The sequence below is a fragment of the Paraburkholderia dioscoreae genome (genome assembly GCF_902459535.1).
GTDB lineage: Bacteria > Pseudomonadota > Gammaproteobacteria > Burkholderiales > Burkholderiaceae > Paraburkholderia > Paraburkholderia dioscoreae.
Window position 1 is genome coordinate 73,732 of record NZ_LR699553.1, and the last position, 16,635, is coordinate 90,366.

General features: G+C 58.2%; 19 protein-coding genes, 1 tRNA gene and 1 pseudogene. 9 read left to right on the forward strand and 12 right to left on the reverse strand.

Annotated features, from left to right (window positions below):
• Window positions 1–65: 65 nt before the first annotated feature.
• Together PDMSB3_RS37715 and PDMSB3_RS00360 are read right to left on the reverse strand one after the other, a co-directional pair.
• A complete protein-coding gene (locus PDMSB3_RS37715) occupies window positions 66–1,049 on the reverse strand; it encodes a nucleoside triphosphate pyrophosphohydrolase family protein (protein ID WP_165184214.1) in 984 nt (327 codons plus the stop codon).
• Between the two features lie 21 nt (window positions 1,050–1,070).
• Window positions 1,071–1,358, reverse strand: a complete 288-nt coding sequence (locus PDMSB3_RS00360) for a DUF4031 domain-containing protein (protein WP_165184215.1) — start codon at window positions 1,356–1,358, stop codon at window positions 1,071–1,073.
• Window positions 1,359–1,399: 41 nt separating this feature from the next.
• Here PDMSB3_RS00360 and PDMSB3_RS00365 point away from each other — a divergent pair, with 41 nt between their 5' ends.
• The gene (locus PDMSB3_RS00365; RefSeq protein ID WP_165184216.1) at window positions 1,400–1,729 is read left to right on the forward strand and encodes a helix-turn-helix domain-containing protein; all 330 of its coding nucleotides are present in this window, start codon (window positions 1,400–1,402) and stop codon (window positions 1,727–1,729) included.
• Between the two features lie 174 nt (window positions 1,730–1,903).
• Here the strand turns inward: PDMSB3_RS00365 and PDMSB3_RS00370 are convergent, their stop codons facing one another.
• From PDMSB3_RS00370 to PDMSB3_RS00385, 4 genes are all read right to left on the reverse strand, one after another.
• Entirely contained in the window at window positions 1,904–2,284 is a 381-nt protein-coding gene (locus PDMSB3_RS00370) for a hypothetical protein (protein WP_165184217.1), read from the reverse strand.
• A gap of 1,202 nt (window positions 2,285–3,486) precedes the next feature.
• Window positions 3,487–3,798 carry a helix-turn-helix domain-containing protein gene (locus PDMSB3_RS00375; RefSeq protein WP_165184218.1) on the reverse strand — a complete coding sequence of 104 codons (312 nt, stop codon included), beginning with the start codon at window positions 3,796–3,798 and terminating at the stop codon, window positions 3,487–3,489.
• A gap of 163 nt (window positions 3,799–3,961) precedes the next feature.
• The gene (locus PDMSB3_RS00380) at window positions 3,962–4,141 is read right to left on the reverse strand and encodes a hypothetical protein (protein ID WP_165184120.1); all 180 of its coding nucleotides are present in this window, start codon (window positions 4,139–4,141) and stop codon (window positions 3,962–3,964) included.
• A 63-nt stretch (window positions 4,142–4,204) separates the two neighbouring features.
• Window positions 4,205–4,615, reverse strand: a complete 411-nt coding sequence (locus PDMSB3_RS00385; protein WP_165184219.1) for a hypothetical protein — start codon at window positions 4,613–4,615, stop codon at window positions 4,205–4,207.
• 352 nt (window positions 4,616–4,967) lie between these two features.
• On the opposite strand from PDMSB3_RS00385, the gene PDMSB3_RS00390 reads away from it, so the two are divergent.
• On the forward strand, window positions 4,968–5,360 hold the full coding sequence (locus PDMSB3_RS00390) for a hypothetical protein (protein ID WP_165184221.1): 393 nt from the start codon (window positions 4,968–4,970) through the stop codon (window positions 5,358–5,360).
• Between the two features lie 54 nt (window positions 5,361–5,414).
• Window positions 5,415–6,188, forward strand: a complete 774-nt coding sequence (locus tag PDMSB3_RS00395) for a hypothetical protein (protein WP_165184223.1) — start codon at window positions 5,415–5,417, stop codon at window positions 6,186–6,188.
• A gap of 177 nt (window positions 6,189–6,365) precedes the next feature.
• On the opposite strand, the gene PDMSB3_RS00400 is transcribed toward PDMSB3_RS00395, so the two are convergent.
• The 3 genes from PDMSB3_RS00400 to PDMSB3_RS00415 all read right to left on the reverse strand — a co-directional run bounded on the left by PDMSB3_RS00400 (window position 6,366) and on the right by PDMSB3_RS00415 (window position 8,714).
• Complete coding sequence (locus tag PDMSB3_RS00400; protein WP_165184225.1) at window positions 6,366–6,725, reverse strand: DUF7673 family protein; 360 nt, start codon at window positions 6,723–6,725, stop codon at window positions 6,366–6,368.
• A 64-nt stretch (window positions 6,726–6,789) separates the two neighbouring features.
• Window positions 6,790–7,566: a hypothetical protein gene (locus PDMSB3_RS00405; RefSeq protein ID WP_165184228.1), complete on the reverse strand. Its 777-nt coding sequence runs from the start codon at window positions 7,564–7,566 to the stop codon at window positions 6,790–6,792.
• A 596-nt stretch (window positions 7,567–8,162) separates the two neighbouring features.
• The gene (locus PDMSB3_RS00415) at window positions 8,163–8,714 is read right to left on the reverse strand and encodes a hypothetical protein (RefSeq protein WP_165184232.1); all 552 of its coding nucleotides are present in this window, start codon (window positions 8,712–8,714) and stop codon (window positions 8,163–8,165) included.
• A 222-nt stretch (window positions 8,715–8,936) separates the two neighbouring features.
• On the opposite strand from PDMSB3_RS00415, the gene PDMSB3_RS00420 reads away from it, so the two are divergent.
• A complete protein-coding gene (locus PDMSB3_RS00420) occupies window positions 8,937–10,205 on the forward strand; it encodes an HNH endonuclease (protein ID WP_165184235.1) in 1,269 nt (422 codons plus the stop codon).
• Window positions 10,206–10,248: 43 nt separating this feature from the next.
• Here the strand turns inward: PDMSB3_RS00420 and PDMSB3_RS00425 are convergent, their stop codons facing one another.
• On the reverse strand, window positions 10,249–10,641 hold the full coding sequence (locus tag PDMSB3_RS00425; protein ID WP_165184237.1) for a hypothetical protein: 393 nt from the start codon (window positions 10,639–10,641) through the stop codon (window positions 10,249–10,251).
• 406 nt (window positions 10,642–11,047) lie between these two features.
• On the opposite strand from PDMSB3_RS00425, the gene PDMSB3_RS00430 reads away from it, so the two are divergent.
• The 3 genes and pseudogenes from PDMSB3_RS00430 (at window position 11,048) to PDMSB3_RS00440 (ending at window position 13,636) form a co-directional block, all read left to right on the forward strand.
• Window positions 11,048–12,433: an AAA family ATPase gene (locus PDMSB3_RS00430; RefSeq protein ID WP_232064080.1), complete on the forward strand. Its 1,386-nt coding sequence runs from the start codon at window positions 11,048–11,050 to the stop codon at window positions 12,431–12,433.
• Window position 12,434: 1 nt separating this feature from the next.
• Window positions 12,435–12,575 (forward strand): annotated as a pseudogene (locus tag PDMSB3_RS38390) (helix-turn-helix domain-containing protein); the annotation flags it as partial.
• A gap of 65 nt (window positions 12,576–12,640) precedes the next feature.
• Window positions 12,641–13,636 (forward strand): tyrosine-type recombinase/integrase, encoded by a 996-nt coding sequence (locus tag PDMSB3_RS00440; RefSeq protein ID WP_232064082.1) that lies wholly within the window; start codon window positions 12,641–12,643, stop codon window positions 13,634–13,636.
• A 65-nt stretch (window positions 13,637–13,701) separates the two neighbouring features.
• Here the strand turns inward: PDMSB3_RS00440 and PDMSB3_RS00445 are convergent.
• Window positions 13,702–13,777: transfer RNA gene (locus PDMSB3_RS00445), tRNA-Lys, on the reverse strand.
• A gap of 203 nt (window positions 13,778–13,980) precedes the next feature.
• On the opposite strand from PDMSB3_RS00445, the gene PDMSB3_RS00450 reads away from it, so the two are divergent.
• A complete protein-coding gene (locus PDMSB3_RS00450; RefSeq protein ID WP_007179723.1) occupies window positions 13,981–14,385 on the forward strand; it encodes a PaaI family thioesterase in 405 nt (134 codons plus the stop codon).
• Window positions 14,386–14,424: 39 nt separating this feature from the next.
• A complete protein-coding gene (locus tag PDMSB3_RS00455) occupies window positions 14,425–15,303 on the forward strand; it encodes a patatin-like phospholipase family protein (RefSeq protein ID WP_007179722.1) in 879 nt (292 codons plus the stop codon).
• A gap of 82 nt (window positions 15,304–15,385) precedes the next feature.
• Here the strand turns inward: PDMSB3_RS00455 and PDMSB3_RS00460 are convergent, their stop codons facing one another.
• Entirely contained in the window at window positions 15,386–16,399 is a 1,014-nt protein-coding gene (locus PDMSB3_RS00460; RefSeq protein ID WP_035518441.1) for a D-2-hydroxyacid dehydrogenase family protein, read from the reverse strand.
• Window positions 16,400–16,635: the final 236 nt, after the last annotated feature.

Consider the following 16,635-nt stretch of genomic DNA (forward strand, 5'->3'; position numbering starts at 1 on the left):
ATCATCGGGTGGCGCCATTACGGCGATCATGGACTGGCTCCATTACGCCGATCCTGCGCTGGCGCCTATGCGCCGATCATCAATTGGCTCCTATACGGCGATCCGTGACACCTCGCACCGTCCTCGTTTTCATCGAGCTTCGGATCGCTCTTGCGCTTGAGTTTCAACAAGGCCCGGATAACCGGTGACCACCCCAGATGTGCGATGTAGGCGAGGTGGAACACGTCGTGAAACCTATAGCCGTCGGGTTCAGTGCGATTGTCCGTCAGGCGGTCGCCAATGTTGACGCCTCGTATCTGCTGAATGACGTACGGCCGCTCATTTTCTTGGCCCTCGTTGTAGAAGCGCTCAATGAAATGGACATCGAACTTGCGCTCGAATCGCTCATGCGGGGGCGACGTACTGTCAAACGGGACGGTGTACTGTGCGCCCTCCTGCCGCCAACGTGATTCAAATTTCTCAAGGTTGGCGCTGACCACGTCGGCAAACCGAAGGTCGAACATCCACGCTACGGTCACTAGGTCGGCCAACAGTTCGGCGAGCAACGCCGAGGGCGTCGAACTCGCGAGATCCGGCGTGCTGGTGATACTCATGAGTTGTCCGACATGGCTGCCGAGGTCGGAAAGCTGTTTGGTGCGGTCGAGTGCAGGGAGCTGCTCATGACACATTGCGTAGACGCCATCGAACGGCAAGAAAGTGAGTTGCCCCACTGATGGCAGGCTAGAGACGCCGAACCGTCGTTGCAATTCGATCAGTCCCGCCGCTCCGACTACGGGGAGCGTGGCCCCATACTCGACCGAGACCTCGGTCAAGTACCAAAAGCAGTCCCCGAGCTCTTCCTTGATGATAGCCTGCTGGGCCATGCCGAAGTCACGGTACGACTTCTTCACTGCGGCGAGGAGGCCACCCACCTCCCCGAAGAGGCCAAATCGCAGCTTACTGAGCGCGTCAGGCTTGCCCTTGAACTGATTGGCTGCGTCCGCGCGAGCCTGATACGCCTGCAATGACATCGGCGGCTGGCTGTTGCCTGAGCTTCCCGAATTCTTCATATTTGCCCCCCGACCTTGGTGTCAGGACTGTGATGCAGCCTGTTCTTCTGATCTTAGCTCGTGTTTGAGGAGTCTTGCACACGTGATGATGGTCTGACGATCGCCCATGCTCGCGCCCATGGTCAATGCACGGTCACGAACGCTGACTGTCACGTCGTAATGCGGATACGCGGACTTCGCCTGGAACCAGGCTTGGCGCAGGCCCAATCGGTGCGCGAAGGCATGCAGTTCCGGAAGAGTGTCGGCTACCAAGTGGCACCAGAGCTTACCGCGCCAGGGAATCAGCTCGTCGTCAACGTAGACGGCCATACTTGCATTCTCACAAAATAATTTGCATAATTTTATGCAAAATGAAACAGCGACGCAAGCCCGTCGCCGATCCGAAGGTGCTGGGTGCAGAGCTTCGTGAGCGGCGGAAATCCCTCGGAAAGACGCTTACGGAGATCGCCGAGATCACTTCCGTGAACGTCGGCCAACTATCGCGCTTCGAAAACGGCCAGATGAAGAGGGATGGCGGTAATTTGCAAAAATTGCTTGCGACTTTGCAAAAACTTGAGGCCGCCAATTCGCCCTCGCAGTCCCAAAGCGTTGTCGAGCGGTTCGCGGCCATCATCAAGCGCTCCAATCGTCATGCCGAGGCAGCTACCGCATTCGTCGATGCGCTCGAACGGTTGATGTGACGCCGCGCAAGCACAGCAAGATTCGCACACGTGCGATCCACATCTTGAGTGCTCGAGTCGTCGCTTTGGCCGTTATTCCGCTTCGTGGCTTCTTGGCGCAGGTAGGACTTTTATCGTAGTCGTCGCGCGCTTCAAGTCAAAACAGGAGGGCAATTTGCCCTCCTGCGTCCTTCATTAAAACGTCAACCCATTGTTCTCATCTTCCGCTGGAAGATGAGCGGTTGGCTTATGGCTCGGCAGGGTGCCGATCGCGGTGGCGGTGAATTCGCCGGTGTTTATGCAGCGCCAGGTCCAGCTTGACGGGGTGTCCAGCTCGGGCACCCTGCGCCAACTGCCTGATCGATACGGGCGAAACTGCCACCGGTCTCCGTGCTGCGTGTGGAATAACGCCAGGCGTCCGAATTCGCCAACCTGCGCTTCGCTGTTGTCCAACTTGATAACGCGAATTTCTTCACCAAAATCGAACACTGCCTCGTCGCGCACGATACAAAGCAGTTGAACATCAAGAAAGAAATCGCAGGCGACGTGCTTTGCCGATCCGGGGATATTTTCCATTTCTCATTCTCCTGTTATGCCGGGCCACGATGGGATTGGTGTTTGGCCGGACAGGAGGTGATGTCGAACGCGATGTGATAAAAAAGAATCGGCTGAGTACGCATACCTGTTACCTTGCCGATCGACGAATATCCCTATAACAGACGCGCGTATAGTGATTCTTAGGAATACTGATAGGATGTCTACGCGATCTGTGAAAGGGTCGGTGGTCCACACACTCTTTTGAATGTGCCGGGGCTGCCAACCCCAGACACGTTCGTGCACTTCAGTTCCAGTCGATCGCCAATCAACTGGAATTGACCGCTGAAGCGTGGTGCCTGTAATTGGGCTCGCCATGCTACGCAGGGCGCTGGGGGCTGCAACGCCCCCTTCGACCCAATCCAGTTTGTGGAGTGAGAAGTCGGGCGACACGGAAACGGGTTTCCAGGTGACTGGAATAACCCTGCCATGCGCGAACGGGTGGAAATCCCGACAACGGGCGGCCCGAGAGGGTCGGACGGTGTCCCGGGCGGTGGGCTGCTGAGGCGTCAGGAATGGCGCAGGGGTGCGAGGAGAAATCTGGACCACCTGGTACTCGCGGGCGCAAGCTCGTGAGATCGCTGGATAGCTCAAGCCGTACGTTGCGTCCGCAGAGGATGCATCTGGGTGAGTCGTGACAAGCCGCTGGCTGGTCCGCCGGGAGGTGGATCAGTTAGTCAGGGTGCGATGAAGCGTTGACGAAGTAGGGGAGGTGCTTGGAACCTCGACCCCCTGAAACCCACTGTAAGGCGGGGTAGGCCCTCAGGGCTAATCGTTGATAGCGGAGCACGGCGGCGTGTCATGTCGACGTACATGGCTAACGTGGGAATCACCGGCATACCGATTGAGCCCCGGTGGCACCGGGCAAGGTAAAGGTGAGGGAGACTGGTTTAGTAGCGATGAGGCAAGGGCAGACCTGACGGTTGTCCACGCGGAGCGAAAGGCCGGAGCGGTATTTTGAAGTGTACGAGTGTGTTCTGAGTCATGGCGGGGCCTGGCAGCCCTGCTCATTTTCACGGAGAAACGACGAAGTAAAAACATCAGACCAACGGCCGTAGGGCCAAAGTCGTCACATGATGTGGCGCAACCGCTGCCGGGGTAGTTCGACCCGGCAGTTTCCTTTTGTGCAATCGGTACCGTCTGTGGGTCATCGGCTGTTCGGCAGTAGCTACGTTCCGGATACCCTATATCTCGCGTGCTGCTGCCAGCAATCGCGTCCGCGCTCGCTTTGACGCCTGCCCATAAAGCAGGATCAATTCGGCAAGGTCGTCGTCTTCGGCAAAGAAATAGGCAGTCGGGACCGAAAGCTCGGCAGCCAGCCGGCAGGCAAACGGGTAATCCACCTTGTGGACGCCCAGCTCGTAGCGGTTGATACGGGTGCTGGCGACGAAAGGGTCGAGGCCGGCCGCAATGCCCAGCGATTTTTGCGACAGGCCGGCACGAAGGCGGGCTTCCTTCAGCCGTCCCCCAAAGACGGTATTGTCTGTTGCCGACATTGCGTAACCCTGTATTTTTCAGAGTTACGAATGTCGTAGTTAACCAGAATTCTAGATACTACGAAGATCGTAGTGCGCGAGAATGGCTGTCTGGATGGCGATGGCCGCGCGTATCAGACCGGGGAAATCGGTGCAGGACCTCTCCACGCCCAGAGATCGCCGGTCAGTGCCGATCCTGGGCGCCGTTACGGGAGCGAGCATTAACTGGTGCGTTCGGGTTCCGATCGCGCCGACTGTGACCCATCTCTCGACGAACAGCTTCAATCGCCCCCGTGATGGGCAGGAAGAACAGCCTTGGGGCCTCTCTGGCTGCCTTGACGAATTCGCGCATGACGGTATTCATTTGGAATGCTCCTTCGGTACGTGCGAGACCTGCCGGTGACGGTCAATCCGTATGGTTCCACGACTAATGTGAATTGTCGTGGAAAATGTTCCCCGAAAACCATGAATAGCTGGGATCGGAATACCAGTCGTCTTCCAGACGAGGGCGCCCTGACAAATCCCATGAGTCGTCGTCATGAAGGCCACGATCGAATGGATCGCCGTAGTCAAATCGCCGTGTTCCGTCCGACCGCGCTCCAGGAAACAGGGGGGCGAGGAAAGACAGCATGGGGGCAATCACGGTGACGACGACGGGAGCGAACGCTGTCTGCACAATGATGTCGGCGACAAACTGGTTGATGTGGAAATGGGCCCAGACAATGTCCAGCAGATTTTTGATCTGGATGGCTACCATCAGCGCGAATAGACCGACCGGTGCGCGCACCCAGAACGGTGCCATGGTAAAACGTCTGTAAGACGGGATCAGCGGTTTCATTTCAGCCCCCTTGCATTTCCGTGCTGCCCTACTTTTCTGTGGGCACCGACCAGCCGGGACGACCTTATCCGGATGTGAGTTGACACACTACGATTATCGTAGCAAGCTCTCGCCCTGATAGCTACGACTTTCGTAGCTATCCGGTGGAAAGGCGAATCGCGAAAACAAGAACTGGACCTCGAGGCATGAGAAATTGAAAAGCCAGAATCGAAATGCCTCGCCGTGACGTGTTGCTCACGCGCCTGACCTGAATCGCTGCGTCAGGTTTCTGCCTGGTCGTCTGTTTTTCATCCGTGCGCGGACGGGATGCTGTCCACCGCTGCGCGTCACTTTTCCACTTCGGGGATTCACCATGAGGAAGATTGCGGCTGCCGTATCGATCGCGGCTTCGGCTGTGCTGGCTGGTTGCGCTGTGAGCGCGGGCAATGAGGCGCTGAGGAATCAGAGCCAGACGTCAGTCGGCAGCTCAATCGCCGAGGGCAGATCGACTAAGGCCGACGTACAGGCGGCATTTGGGTCGGCGAACAAGGTGTCGTTTACCGATGCCGGCCTGGAAATCTGGAACTACGAATTCGACCATGCAACGCCTCAGGCCATCAACTATGTGCCTGTCCTGAACCTTCTGGCGCATGGTGCAAACGTCGAGAAGAAAACGCTGACGGTGCTGTTCGACGAAAAAGGCATCGTGAAGAAATACACGTTCGCCGAAAGCAGCAACGTGGTACGTGGCGGTATCGCCCAGTAAGGCTTCCGGCTGTCCCGGAGGACAGACATCCAATCATCGAAGGGCGATATCGATATGAAAAAACTGTTTCTGATCTGCACGCTGATCACCTCTATCTGCGGTTGCGCAGTCAATACGGGCCCACTCAAGCGAGATCAGGTCGCCGCGAAGGTTGCGGTAGAGGCGGGATATCCCGGTTGCAATGGCTGCAACATGGTCAGAACGTACGTCGCACCGCATCTGTACTGGAAGCAGTTCGTCAACGATCCGGATTTTCATGGCTGGCTGGATCTAAACCTGCAACTGGTCTCCACGAACTACAACACCGCTGGCCACGCACAGGCGTACCGGATCGTCGCCGGGGTGATCGCAAACGGCGGCTTTCGGGATGCCTGGATGACGCACGTTCCCGGCGATCCGCAAGATCGTTGCCCCCGTGATGCCGAGGTCGTGCACGGCTATCACGGGTTCCACACGGGCAACGGCATCGAGTTCTGGCTCGTGAAGGAGGACGGTACCTACGTGCCAATGGGTCATGTGGCCGACGCCAATGGCGAGACGATCAAGGATCTCGAATGCTTCAGCAATGTCGGTAGCGGGGCGTCGTGGACCCAGATGATCGATCTGCCAGCAAAGGAGGTAGAGGATGCCAGGCGCGAGAACCGTAGTATCCGGATTTTTGCCGGTCGTGCGTTGGTGAAGTACGAGTCGACGAGCGACGGGTACAACCCGGTGACGGTCGCGCATACTGTTCGCAAAGGTTTGATGCTGGAGTTCAGTCCCGACTATCTCGGCGGTTTCGCGGATGGCCTGAAGCGGCTGGGTGCCCGAATGCCTGCTGCACAATAAGGCATATCAGTACAGGCGACAGCACGACTGACTCGCTATGCCGGCATAGAACATGGAAAGCTCCAGCGCTTACGTTGAGCAATACGGCCCCGCTTGAAAATTATCAAATGTTTTGCCAGCAAGATCCTGTGCCTCGATTTTCTCCCCGTGACAATGCCACGGAGAGAACTGCTTCGGTTAGTCAGTTGAATCAATGAAACCCCAGTCGATGGCTAGTTGCTCAAAGCGTTTTACGCCGTGGGCAAAGTAGTGAGCGACGTTATGCGAGCAGGCGCGCGTATCCATTTGCAGGACGCGCAGAACATCGTCGACGCATTCCTGGTCCAGCATGCGCAGATCGGCGAGCGGGAACGGGAAGCGTTTCTGGTCATAGAGACCCAGCAGGAACTCGGCCGCGACGTAACTCGAACCGCCGTCTTCGCGTGCGATGGCATAGAGTCGGCGCAGGGCTGGCAGTCCTGCATCGATCAGATCCTGGTTGGGATTGCCGTGCAGGACCTTGTTGAGAAAGGCAGAGAAAGGATCATATGTCGACATAGGATGACTCGATCGGGTTGTTGTGACCCATGGCTATGTCGAACGCCGACGCATAAACAAACTCTCAACGGTGGCCGGGGACGGCGTCGGTTCCGGCCTGATCGGGAAAGGCAATCCGGAAAGCCTCCCGTCGCTCGGCTTGCGTGAGACCATTGACGACCGGTTGGTTCGCCAGAAACCGGACGTAGGCGAGAAAAGTGCGTTCCGACGGCTGCGGCCCACTAGCTGGCCGCAGCCGTTTCCAGTCGCGCCTAAGCTCGGCGACGAGCTTGCCGACCTGCCGTCGCACAAGGCGAAAACCAGGCTCAGCGTAGAGCCGGTCGAGAAGGATTTCAGCATCGGCGTCCCGCGAAACGTCGTTGATTTCGATCTGCCGCCGCCGATCCGGGGGCAATGATGCGATCCGGTGAATTCGGTCGACATATTGGTTGTAGCTGCGATGAGTCAAGCGCCATGACCAGGTCTTGCCGTCGTGGACCAGCTCGTGCCGTTGATCTGGCGATTTCAGCCGCCAACGTGGATCTCGCAGATCCTGGAGCTGCTCTCGATGGGTCACGAAACCGAGGCCCGCGCTGGCCAGCAACACCCAGTCGACAGGTAACTGGCCGTTCTCGTCGCGTGTATTCAGTCGCACACCATGAAGGCAACTGCTAGCCTCACCGGCCAACCGGCGTTTGTGTTTCGTCTGGCGACTGAGTTCCGTGCCATAGGCATCGGCGAATTTTTTTGTTAGCCGATCGAAGCCCGAGAGATCGGTTCGTCCCGCAGCGTAGAAGACGTGCTGATGGACGGCGGCGTGCTGGAGGCGCTGCATGAAGCGGATCTTGTCGGGATGGAGCATAGAGCTACGTCGAAGACGATTTACATGATTATAAGTTCGGATAACTGATAAATTGAGACATTAATTTATTTTTACAATTCCCAATACGTGTTATGGGTGATATGCGATACTAGGTGAATCGAAGCTTCGCTGCGCGAATGTGCAATGCGATATGTGCAATGCGCATTGCACATAGGGCGCATGACGCATCAGTGAAGCAGGCGTCAGCGGGGACAGCATAAAGAGACATCATATGCTTCACGAGGGTTTGCGTTCGTGAAAATTGGTCGCCGTAGGCGACATGATTAATAGAGGTTCCGATTTTTTTCGACTGTTGCGACAGAAAGTGAAAAGATGCTGCCAAAGAGAGTAAAAAACTCGGGTGTCCGCCGAAAGCCAAACCCGAGGTAGGCCCGGGCGTTGTCTCTGGCAGGCGGTTCGGATGCGCCGCCATCGACATCTGCATAGACTCGATCGTGGGTCGGCAGCCGACCCAGCTCTGCCGTTCCGCAATTGATGTTTTCACTAGACGCGCGAAGGCGATGCATTTTGCTGTTGCTACGCGAAAAAAACCCGGCGCAGGCCGGGTTGTCAAATTCTGCCGCAGTGGCGAAGTTTTACGCATAGGAACGGAATGCCATCGACAGGATCGGTTCATCGATCGTGTTGAAGTAGTTGCGGATGCGCCCTGCATTTCGGCTTTCGGTAAAGTTTCCGCGCCAGAGGAACCAACCGCTTTCCTTGATGTACATCGGCTTGGCTTGAGAATCTTCACCGAAGTAGATGAAGACGGCCTCGTTCAACGTTCCACGGGCGGCAACATAGACAGGCGCCAGGTTCACCGTATCGACGCCATCGCAGTCGATCCGAACGCTTTTCGCGGACGGAAACGTGATCGTGATCGCGCCGGTGTTGCCGTTGAAGTCAACCGTGCAGGCTCGCAGCGCCGCGCGGATGATGTCGGACAATGCACGACCATAATTGGACAGCTTCGTCACAACGTTACGCACGCCCTCGGCGAGTTCGGCGGGAATCTCCGTACGCCCGGAGGAATAGGCTTTATCTTGGTCCTTCGTGATGCGGAAGACGGCACACCAGTTGTCCGCGACCGAGATGCACGAGCGGGCCTTCGCTGCGCGGTATTCTTCGAGGCTCATGGGTTTCATCATAGGCTGTTCCTCGGTACTAAAGTGCATCGGCGGGAATCGCGATGGCGACACCACAATACACCAAAATAGGTGGAATATCCACCTATTTTGGTGTATTGGCTGGATGATCCACAGTAGATCGCCGGCATCGGTGTACCGATCTAATGTCACCCGCACCGGGGAAATGGCTGACGCGAGCCGTGCGCGCAGCCACCCGTTCGACCTCATCGGCAACGACAAACAATGAGCAAATACGCACCGCTTGGCGACCATCTGCGTAAAGCACCGGGCAGCGAACTGACGCTGACCTTCGACCAGATCGAGGCGATCATCGACGACGATTTGCCCCCGTCCGCGCTTAATCACGACGAGTGGTGGCAAAACTCAACGCCCGGGACCGATTCCCACGTGCAAGCGCTCGCCTGGATGACGAACGGTTGGCGCAAGTCGCGCATCGATCGAGCTGCCCGCTACGTGACGTTCAGCCGCGCCGGCAGCAATCCCGACGCAGAGGCGTTGGAGAACCTAGCGCCGCGGCGCAAAGAGGTGGTCTACGACATCCTGCGGCGAGCCAACATTTCAGTGAATGACTGGCACCGGAGAAAAGATCAAACCGAGGTCGAAGACTTCCGCTCGAACCCCCAGTACTGCTACAACTGGTCCTTTGGTTCGCCCGCGGAAGGCTACGTGTTGTGCCTGTGGCATGGCACGCTCAAATCGGCGGGTGGTGTCCCCTACTTCGAGGAGTCGGTGCTCGATACGGCCAACGAGTTGAAGCGGATCGCAGACGATGCGACGCAATCTCCCTCGGCTAGGTCGCGCGCCATTGATCAATCGATTCGTGCCGTAAACCTCGACGCAGCGATCCTCGAGTCTTACGAACGAAGAATGGCGGTGCACGTCATCGTGTGCGACGGCGACCGCCGTTCGCGCGACGAACTCGCTGAAAAAGCCTCGGCGGTGAGCCGGCGCATCTTGGACACCGAACCCTGGTACGTCCACCTCCATGACCGTGTATCGGGCGAGTGCAAGATCGTTCGTGGCGTCAAGCCGGACCTCGACATCGATCAGGTGAGCAGCGGGTCCGGGGATGACGATGAGGACGCGGACGAAGACATCATCCAACAGCGGGCCATCAAGACCCGGCGCCGTCAGGGTCCCTTTCGTGACGGTCTCCTCGCAGCGTACCGCCGGCGGTGCGCGGTGACCGGATCGATGGTCGATAAGATCCTGGAGGCGGCGCACATCGTGCCCCACGCAGAAAAAACGGACTACAAGACGCGCAACGGCATTTTGCTCCGCGCCGACATCCACACTTTGTTCGACGAGCATCTGCTCACTATCGACACACGTTACCGCGTGAAGATCTCGAAACTGCTCCGGCACTCCGAATACAAGGACTACGACGGCAAGCCCCTGAAAGTCCTGCCGGAACGGTCCGAGGACCAACCGTCCATCAAAGCGCTTGAGCAGCGCTTGCAGGCCTTCGACGCCGAAGAAGCGAAACGCTAAGGCAACGAAAAAGCGCGGCGCCTGTCCTTGTTACCAGTTGCGACTATACGAAGCCAGCTAGTCGGTATCGGCATACGAGTCGCGCTCGAAGGATTCTCAATTCATGATTCTTGACGTTTCCATCGGAATCGCAAATAGCGAGCCTTAATTCTTTTGCCGCGGTATCCCATGCCCTGAACTTCTTTGAATTTTCCGGGGAGGCTGACCAATCCCGGTATTTTTTGGCCCCTAGGAATTCGTTCTCTCTAGTCTCTGGCACCCCATTTTTACTGCGTGCATCCGAGAGCAATGCGTTAACTATCAATCGAGCAGATTTGTAGTTCTCTTCAGTTGGTGGGGCTGGCAACGCTATTAATTCACCGGGCAACTGCGCCGTTAAGGCTTGGATAATTTCGTCCGGCAATTGGGCAATTTCATTGGCGATGCCGTCAAGCACTAGCCACCCTAGCTCCTGTGCTTTGCTCACTATGTTTAGTCGCGTGTAGTCGCGCGCAAGACGGTCCCCATTCATCCAGCATCGCCAGAGCCTCCCGGTACCGTCCCCACATTTGAAGATGGCCTCCAGCCGCCAATACGGGACCCGCTTGTTGCCGATGCTTGCGTTGCGTGAGACGAGGCACGTGATGCGCGACCACGCCGCGGCCTGCTTCCGGAGTTCATCGTCCTTGTATTGTTTCATAACAACCGGCACCAAATTGTACTTTTTTTTAAAAATCAAACTGTTAGTTAGGTACAAATTATAAACCAGTGTTATCGACGACCAACGGAAAATTGTCCTCAATGCACCTGATCGAACGCCCCGCGGCAGGTGCATTTGGGGCTCAATTTCAAAGGAAGTCATCGTGAAAGAAGCAGAAAATTTCGCGGCTAGGAAGCCGCAGACGAACATCGTGCCGGATCGCGGTGTAGCAAGCCGCGAGACGCGAGTACAGCCGTTGCTCCCTCCGGAGCAACGTGCGGAGCCTCTTCGCGAGGGCATCATGCTTTCGCGTGCTTCGGCAGTCGCTCCAGTGGCAATTCGGTGGCTCTGGCAGGACTGGCTCCCCGAGGGGAAATTGAGCCTGTTGGCTGGCTCGCCGGGAACGGGCAAGACCACGCTGGCCGTGGCGATGGCGGCAATCGTGTCAGCGGGCGGGGCGTGGCCGGATGGTCCCCGCTGTGCGAGCAGGGGTAATGTGCTCTTTTGGAGCGGTGAGGATGATGTCGCCGATACGCTCGTCCCGCGCTTGATGGCGGCAGGGGCCGATCTCGATCGCGTGTATTTCGTCCGCAGCCGGATTGACGAGAACGACGAGGTTCAGCCGTTCGACCCGGCGTTCGACATTCCTCTTCTGGGTGAGCGGGTTGAGGCCATGGGAGGCGCGAGCCTGCTGATCGTTGACCCGATCGTGAGCGCTGTCTCGGGCGATGCGCACCGTGCAAATGATGTACGCCGCGATCTTCAGGCGTTGGTCGACATGGCAGCTAGATACGGGTGTGCGGTCCTAGGGATCTCTCACTTCGCCAAGGGGACTAGAGGCAGCAGTCCCGCCGAGCGGGTCATCGGTTCTGGTGCGTTCGTGGCACTTGCTCGCATGGTGCTGGTGGCCGGAAAAGACGAAGCCGAAGAGCGCCGCATCCTTGCTCGCGCGAAAGCCAACATCACGTTTGATGACGGCGGTATCGAGTACATGCTGGAACAGGTGGATGTAAATGGCATACCGGCCAGTCGGGTCGTTTGGGGAGGCTTGATCGAGGGCAACGCGCGCGAAATCCTGGGCGACGTGGAAATGCTTCCCGGTGACGACGAGAAGACCGAGCGTGAAGAGGCTGCCGATTTCCTCGCCAGTCTTCTTGTCCAGGGACCTGTTCCTGTAAACAGCATCAAGGCTGATGCCACCGGTGCGGGTTACGCATGGCGAACGGTCGAGCGTGCCAAGCGCGATCTTGGGGTTGAGGCACGCAAAGCCGGGATGAAGGGCGGGTGGATGTGGGCGATTCCCGCTGACGCTGATGAAGATCGTCGCGGAGAAACAGAGGGGCACGAGACTCCGCACGGTGGCGGCCTTCGTCATTCGCGGCGGCCTTCGGCGGAGACTCGCATTTCTATGATCGGTACTCCTGAAGAGCGCCAGATTTCTGAAGTCCGCCACCGTACAGGGAGTGGTGGTCTTCACGATTATTGTGTACGGTCGGCCGATGATGCCGCGGTTGGCGTGAATCCCGACGACGCCGAGTCGGAAGAGTGACATGCGCACCCTGACTTTGGGTGAGGCGGCCGACATGCTGAAAATGCATCCCGAGGGACTTCGCCGTCGGGCGAAGTCCGGGCTGGTGCCGGCGGCCAAGCCCGGCAAGCAGTGGGTATTCCTCCAAGAAGATCTACAAAATTACCTGCGTTCGCTTTATGCTTCGAATCGGCAAGCGTTGCAAGGTGATCATGGGAGTCAGAAAACATGGCGCTTTTCAGACGCGGTAGTACCTGGTGGGTTGATTTCACCAGCCCGGGCGGCAAGAGAACTCGAGTCTCTGCTGGCACCGAAAACAAGCAGGAAGCCCAAGAGTTCCACGACAAGCTCAAAGCGGAAGCGTGGCGGGTCGGACGGCTCGGCGAGCGGCCAACCTACACCTGGGATCAAGCGGCGTGGCAGTGGCTAACGGAAACGGCACATAAGCGCACGCATGAGGAGGACAAGGTAAAGCTGCGATGGTTGCAGCAATACTTGGGTGGGACGCCTTTGGATGCGATTTCGCGTGATCTGGTGATGCAGATTGGTAATCAGAAGGCGAAGGATGCGAGCCCGGCCACCGCTAACCGCTATCTGGCATTGATCCGCGCCATTCTGCGGAAAGCCTCGCGTGAGTGGGAGTGGGTGGACCGGGTTCCGAAAATCACGCTCTTTAAGGAAGCCAAGCGCAGGGTTCGGTGGCTAACACCGGATCAGGTGCGTCGTCTGCTGGATCGTTTGCAGCCCCATACGCGGGAGCTGGTTTTGTTTTCACTTGCAACTGGGTTGCGGCAGGCGAACGTGCTGAAGCTGGAATGGTCGCAGGTCGATCTGACTCGCCGGGTGGTCTGGTTCCACTGCGATCAAATGAAAAACCAAGTCAGCCACCATGTTAGCTTGAACGATACGGCCTATGACGTGCTAGTGCGGCAGAAGGGCAAACATCCCGAGCGGGTCTTTACGTTCAGGGGTAAGCCCATCGTCAATGCCAACACGCGCGCATGGCGGAATGCCTTGAAAGATGCTGGGATCAATGATTTCCGCTGGCACGATCTAAGGCATTGTTGGGCATCCTGGTTGGTGCAGAACGGGACGCCGCTGTATGCAGTGCAGGAGCTGGGAGGCTGGCAGTCAGTACAGATGGTGCAGAGGTATGCTCATCTGAGTCCGGCCAACCTAGCGGATCATGCCAAGACGATTGACGCGGTAATCGCTCTGCCATGACACATTTGCGGCACAGAGCCACAAATGAAAAAGGCCCCCGATCGCTCGGGAGCCTTTTGAATACTTGGTGGGGCGTGAGTGACTCGAACACTCGACCTACGGATTAAGAGTCCGCTGCTCTACCAACTGAGCTAACGCCCCCAACAGAAGCGAAATTATGCAGAAATTTTTCGGACTTGCCAAGTCCCCTTAGCAGATTTCTTAAAAAAATTTGCATCGACGGCCTCGAGGCGTTCCTCGGTACGCGCTCTGTCGTGAAAAAAGCGCTGCCTGTATCGTCCCGGTATCATGTCGCGGACGCCTTGCTGCGCGAACTCTCGCGCGGTTTTCGACCGGGGATTGCCATGGATGACAAAGAGATTATCGAATTGCTCGACCGCATCCTCGCGCCGTGGGTCCGTGCCCTCACGCTGACGCCGGTCAAGGTCGATGAAGAAAGCGCCACGCTGCGACTGCCGTTTTCGGGCGGACTGCGTCATGCGGGCGGCGTGATCTGCGGCCAGGTCTTCATGGCTGCAGCAGACACGGCGATGATCGTCGCTATTTCGGCCGCGCTCGGCGGCTTCAAGCCGATGAGCACGGTCTCGCTCAACATCAATTTCATGCGCACGGTGCGCAAGGGCGATGTACTGATCACCGCCCGGGTGCTGCGCATGGGCCGCAACCTGGTGTTCGGTGAGGTCGAACTCTTCGACGAATCCGGCAACATGGCCGTCCACGCCACCACGACCTACGCACTGCTCGACTAGAACGACGGGCCAGAGACCCGCATTAGAGGAAAAATCAGGATGTTCGATCAGGTCGTATTCGCCGGCGGCGGCAATCGCTGCTGGTGGCAGGCGGGTTTCTGGGATGTAGTGCAGCCGGAGTTGCGGATCCGGCCGCGCGTAATCACCGGCATTTCGGCCGGCGCCGCCACCGCGTGCATGCTCTACACGCGCGATTCCGACTGGGTAATGCGTTATTACGAGGACGCTCTGCGTCACAACACCCGCAACGCCTACTGGGGCAACCTGCTGCGTAGAGAGTCAGTGTTTCCGCATTACCGCATCTACCGTCAGGCACTGCTCGACATCTACGGCGAGAAGTTTTCAACGCTCGCCGACGCGCCGGAAATCCGCATCGGCGTGTCACATCTGCCGCGCTGGCTCGGTGCGCGCAGCGCGGTGGCCGCCGGCCTGATCGCGTACAACATCGAAAAGTACGTGCGCAAGACGCTGCATCCCACGCTCGGTCAGACGCTCGGCTTTCATCCCGAGTTCGTGCGCGCGCAGGACTGCGCGAACGTCGAGGATCTGGCGGATCTGATCCTGCAATCGTCGAGTACGCCGCCCTTCACGCCGGTTCTGCGGCGCAACGGCCGGCCGGTGCTGGACGGCGGGATGGTCGACAACGTACCGGTCGGCGCGCTCGACGCCGAGGCGCCGGGCTACGTGCTGGTAATGGTCACGCGCCTCTATCCGCGTCCGCAGATGTTCGTCGTGCCGCACGGTGTACAGCAACGGCTCTATGTGCAGCCGTCGCGCAAAGTGCCGATTTCCAGCTGGGATTACACAAGTCCCTCGCAGATGGTTCACGCTTACAACCTCGGTCGCGCCGATGGCGAGACCTTCCTCGAACGCATGCCCGATCTGCTGGAAGCCGGCGCGCACGAAGCGGCGCGCTGAACTGCGCACCGGCGGTGCGAATCCTCACGGTGACGAGCGGCGCGCCCGCAGAAACTCGCTCGCCAAAGAAAGAGCCGGGCGCTTAGCGCCGGCGGCCGCCCTGCAACGCTTCCGGATTAGCCACGCTGGCCGAATCGCCAGCATCGAAAGCCAGAATGTTATTGAACGCGGCGGTGAAGTACTGCTCGTAGCTCTCCCGTTCCACATAGCCGATATGCGGCGTGCAGATCACGTTTTCCATACGCAGCAGGCTGTAGCCCTGCAGAATCGGCTCGCTTTCATAGACATCGATGGCGACCATCCCCGGGCGATTGTGCGACAGTGCATTCACCAGCGCGTTCTCGTCGAGCAATTCGGCCCGGCTCGTATTCACGAGCAGCGCGGTGGGCTTCATCCGCATCAGGTCTTCCTGTTTGACGATGCCGCGCGTGTCGTCGTGCAGGCGCAAATGTAGCGACAGCACGTCGCTCTGCTCGAACAATGCCTCGCGGCTCTCCGCCACGCCGTAACCGTCGGCGCGAGCAGCTTCGCGCGAATGCTCGCGACCCCAGATCAGCACGTTCATGCCGAATGCCTTGCCGTATCCGGCGAGCAGTTGACCGATCTTGCCGTAACCCCAAATCCCGAGCGTCTGCCCTCGCAACACCTGGCCCAAGCCGAAATTCGGCGGCAGCGCGGACGTCTTCAGGCCAGACTGCTGCCAGGCTCCCTGCTTAAGGTTTGCTACGTATTGCGGAATCCGCCGTTGGGCCGCCATGATGAGAGCCCACGTCAACTCGGCGGGCGCGAACGGTGAACCGGTGCCTTCCAGCACGGCAATGCCGCGCTCGGTACAAGCCGCCAGATCGATGTGGCTCGAGACCTTGCCGGTTTGGCTGATCATGCGCAAACGCGGCAATTTGTCGAGCAGTTGTGAGGTGATGCGCGTGCGTTCGCGAATCAGGACGAGAGCATCGACTTCGGAAAGGCGGCTTGCCAGTTGGCCGAGACCGCGGACGGTGTTGTTGAAAACCTTGACCTCATGGTCGGCCAGCAATTGAAAGCAGTCGAGCTTGCGAACGGCGTCCTGGTAATCGTCGAGGATGGCAATCTTCATGGTATGTGTCTTGCGCCGCACCTTGGTGGTGCGGAACGGAATGTTATGCTGACTGTCCCACCATGTGACCCAGGTCACATGCCGGTCTGGCTGAATGCCTTACCGTAGCAGCTACCGCACAGAATGAACGGAAGCGCACGGCAAGGCCGATTGACATCGTTTTTAACAGTTTGTTGCGTGTTGAGGCAAGCCGCTTTACAGACGGTTGCAGAAGCCCCGTCGGCTGGACTCTCCGT

Coding starts and splice junctions, on each gene's coding strand:
- PDMSB3_RS00365 (WP_165184216.1), top strand. CDS start 1,400: ATGAAACAGCGACGCAAGCCCGTCGCCGATCCGAAGGTGCTGGGTGCA.
- PDMSB3_RS00440 (WP_232064082.1), top strand. CDS start 12,641: ATGGCGCTTTTCAGACGCGGTAGTACCTGGTGGGTTGATTTCACCAGC.
- PDMSB3_RS00385 (WP_165184219.1), bottom strand. CDS start 4,615: ATGAAACCGCTGATCCCGTCTTACAGACGTTTTACCATGGCACCGTTC.
- PDMSB3_RS00415 (WP_165184232.1), bottom strand. CDS start 8,714: ATGATGAAACCCATGAGCCTCGAAGAATACCGCGCAGCGAAGGCCCGC.
- PDMSB3_RS00400 (WP_165184225.1), bottom strand. CDS start 6,725: ATGTCGACATATGATCCTTTCTCTGCCTTTCTCAACAAGGTCCTGCAC.
- PDMSB3_RS00460 (WP_035518441.1), bottom strand. CDS start 16,399: ATGAAGATTGCCATCCTCGACGATTACCAGGACGCCGTTCGCAAGCTC.
- PDMSB3_RS00420 (WP_165184235.1), top strand. CDS start 8,937: ATGAGCAAATACGCACCGCTTGGCGACCATCTGCGTAAAGCACCGGGC.
- PDMSB3_RS00360 (WP_165184215.1), bottom strand. CDS start 1,358: ATGGCCGTCTACGTTGACGACGAGCTGATTCCCTGGCGCGGTAAGCTC.
- PDMSB3_RS00390 (WP_165184221.1), top strand. CDS start 4,968: ATGAGGAAGATTGCGGCTGCCGTATCGATCGCGGCTTCGGCTGTGCTG.
- PDMSB3_RS00405 (WP_165184228.1), bottom strand. CDS start 7,566: ATGCTCCATCCCGACAAGATCCGCTTCATGCAGCGCCTCCAGCACGCC.
- PDMSB3_RS00380 (WP_165184120.1), bottom strand. CDS start 4,141: ATGAATACCGTCATGCGCGAATTCGTCAAGGCAGCCAGAGAGGCCCCA.
- PDMSB3_RS00375 (WP_165184218.1), bottom strand. CDS start 3,798: ATGTCGGCAACAGACAATACCGTCTTTGGGGGACGGCTGAAGGAAGCC.
- PDMSB3_RS00455 (WP_007179722.1), top strand. CDS start 14,425: ATGTTCGATCAGGTCGTATTCGCCGGCGGCGGCAATCGCTGCTGGTGG.
- PDMSB3_RS00450 (WP_007179723.1), top strand. CDS start 13,981: ATGGATGACAAAGAGATTATCGAATTGCTCGACCGCATCCTCGCGCCG.
- PDMSB3_RS00395 (WP_165184223.1), top strand. CDS start 5,415: ATGAAAAAACTGTTTCTGATCTGCACGCTGATCACCTCTATCTGCGGT.
- PDMSB3_RS00370 (WP_165184217.1), bottom strand. CDS start 2,284: ATGGAAAATATCCCCGGATCGGCAAAGCACGTCGCCTGCGATTTCTTT.
- PDMSB3_RS37715 (WP_165184214.1), bottom strand. CDS start 1,049: ATGAAGAATTCGGGAAGCTCAGGCAACAGCCAGCCGCCGATGTCATTG.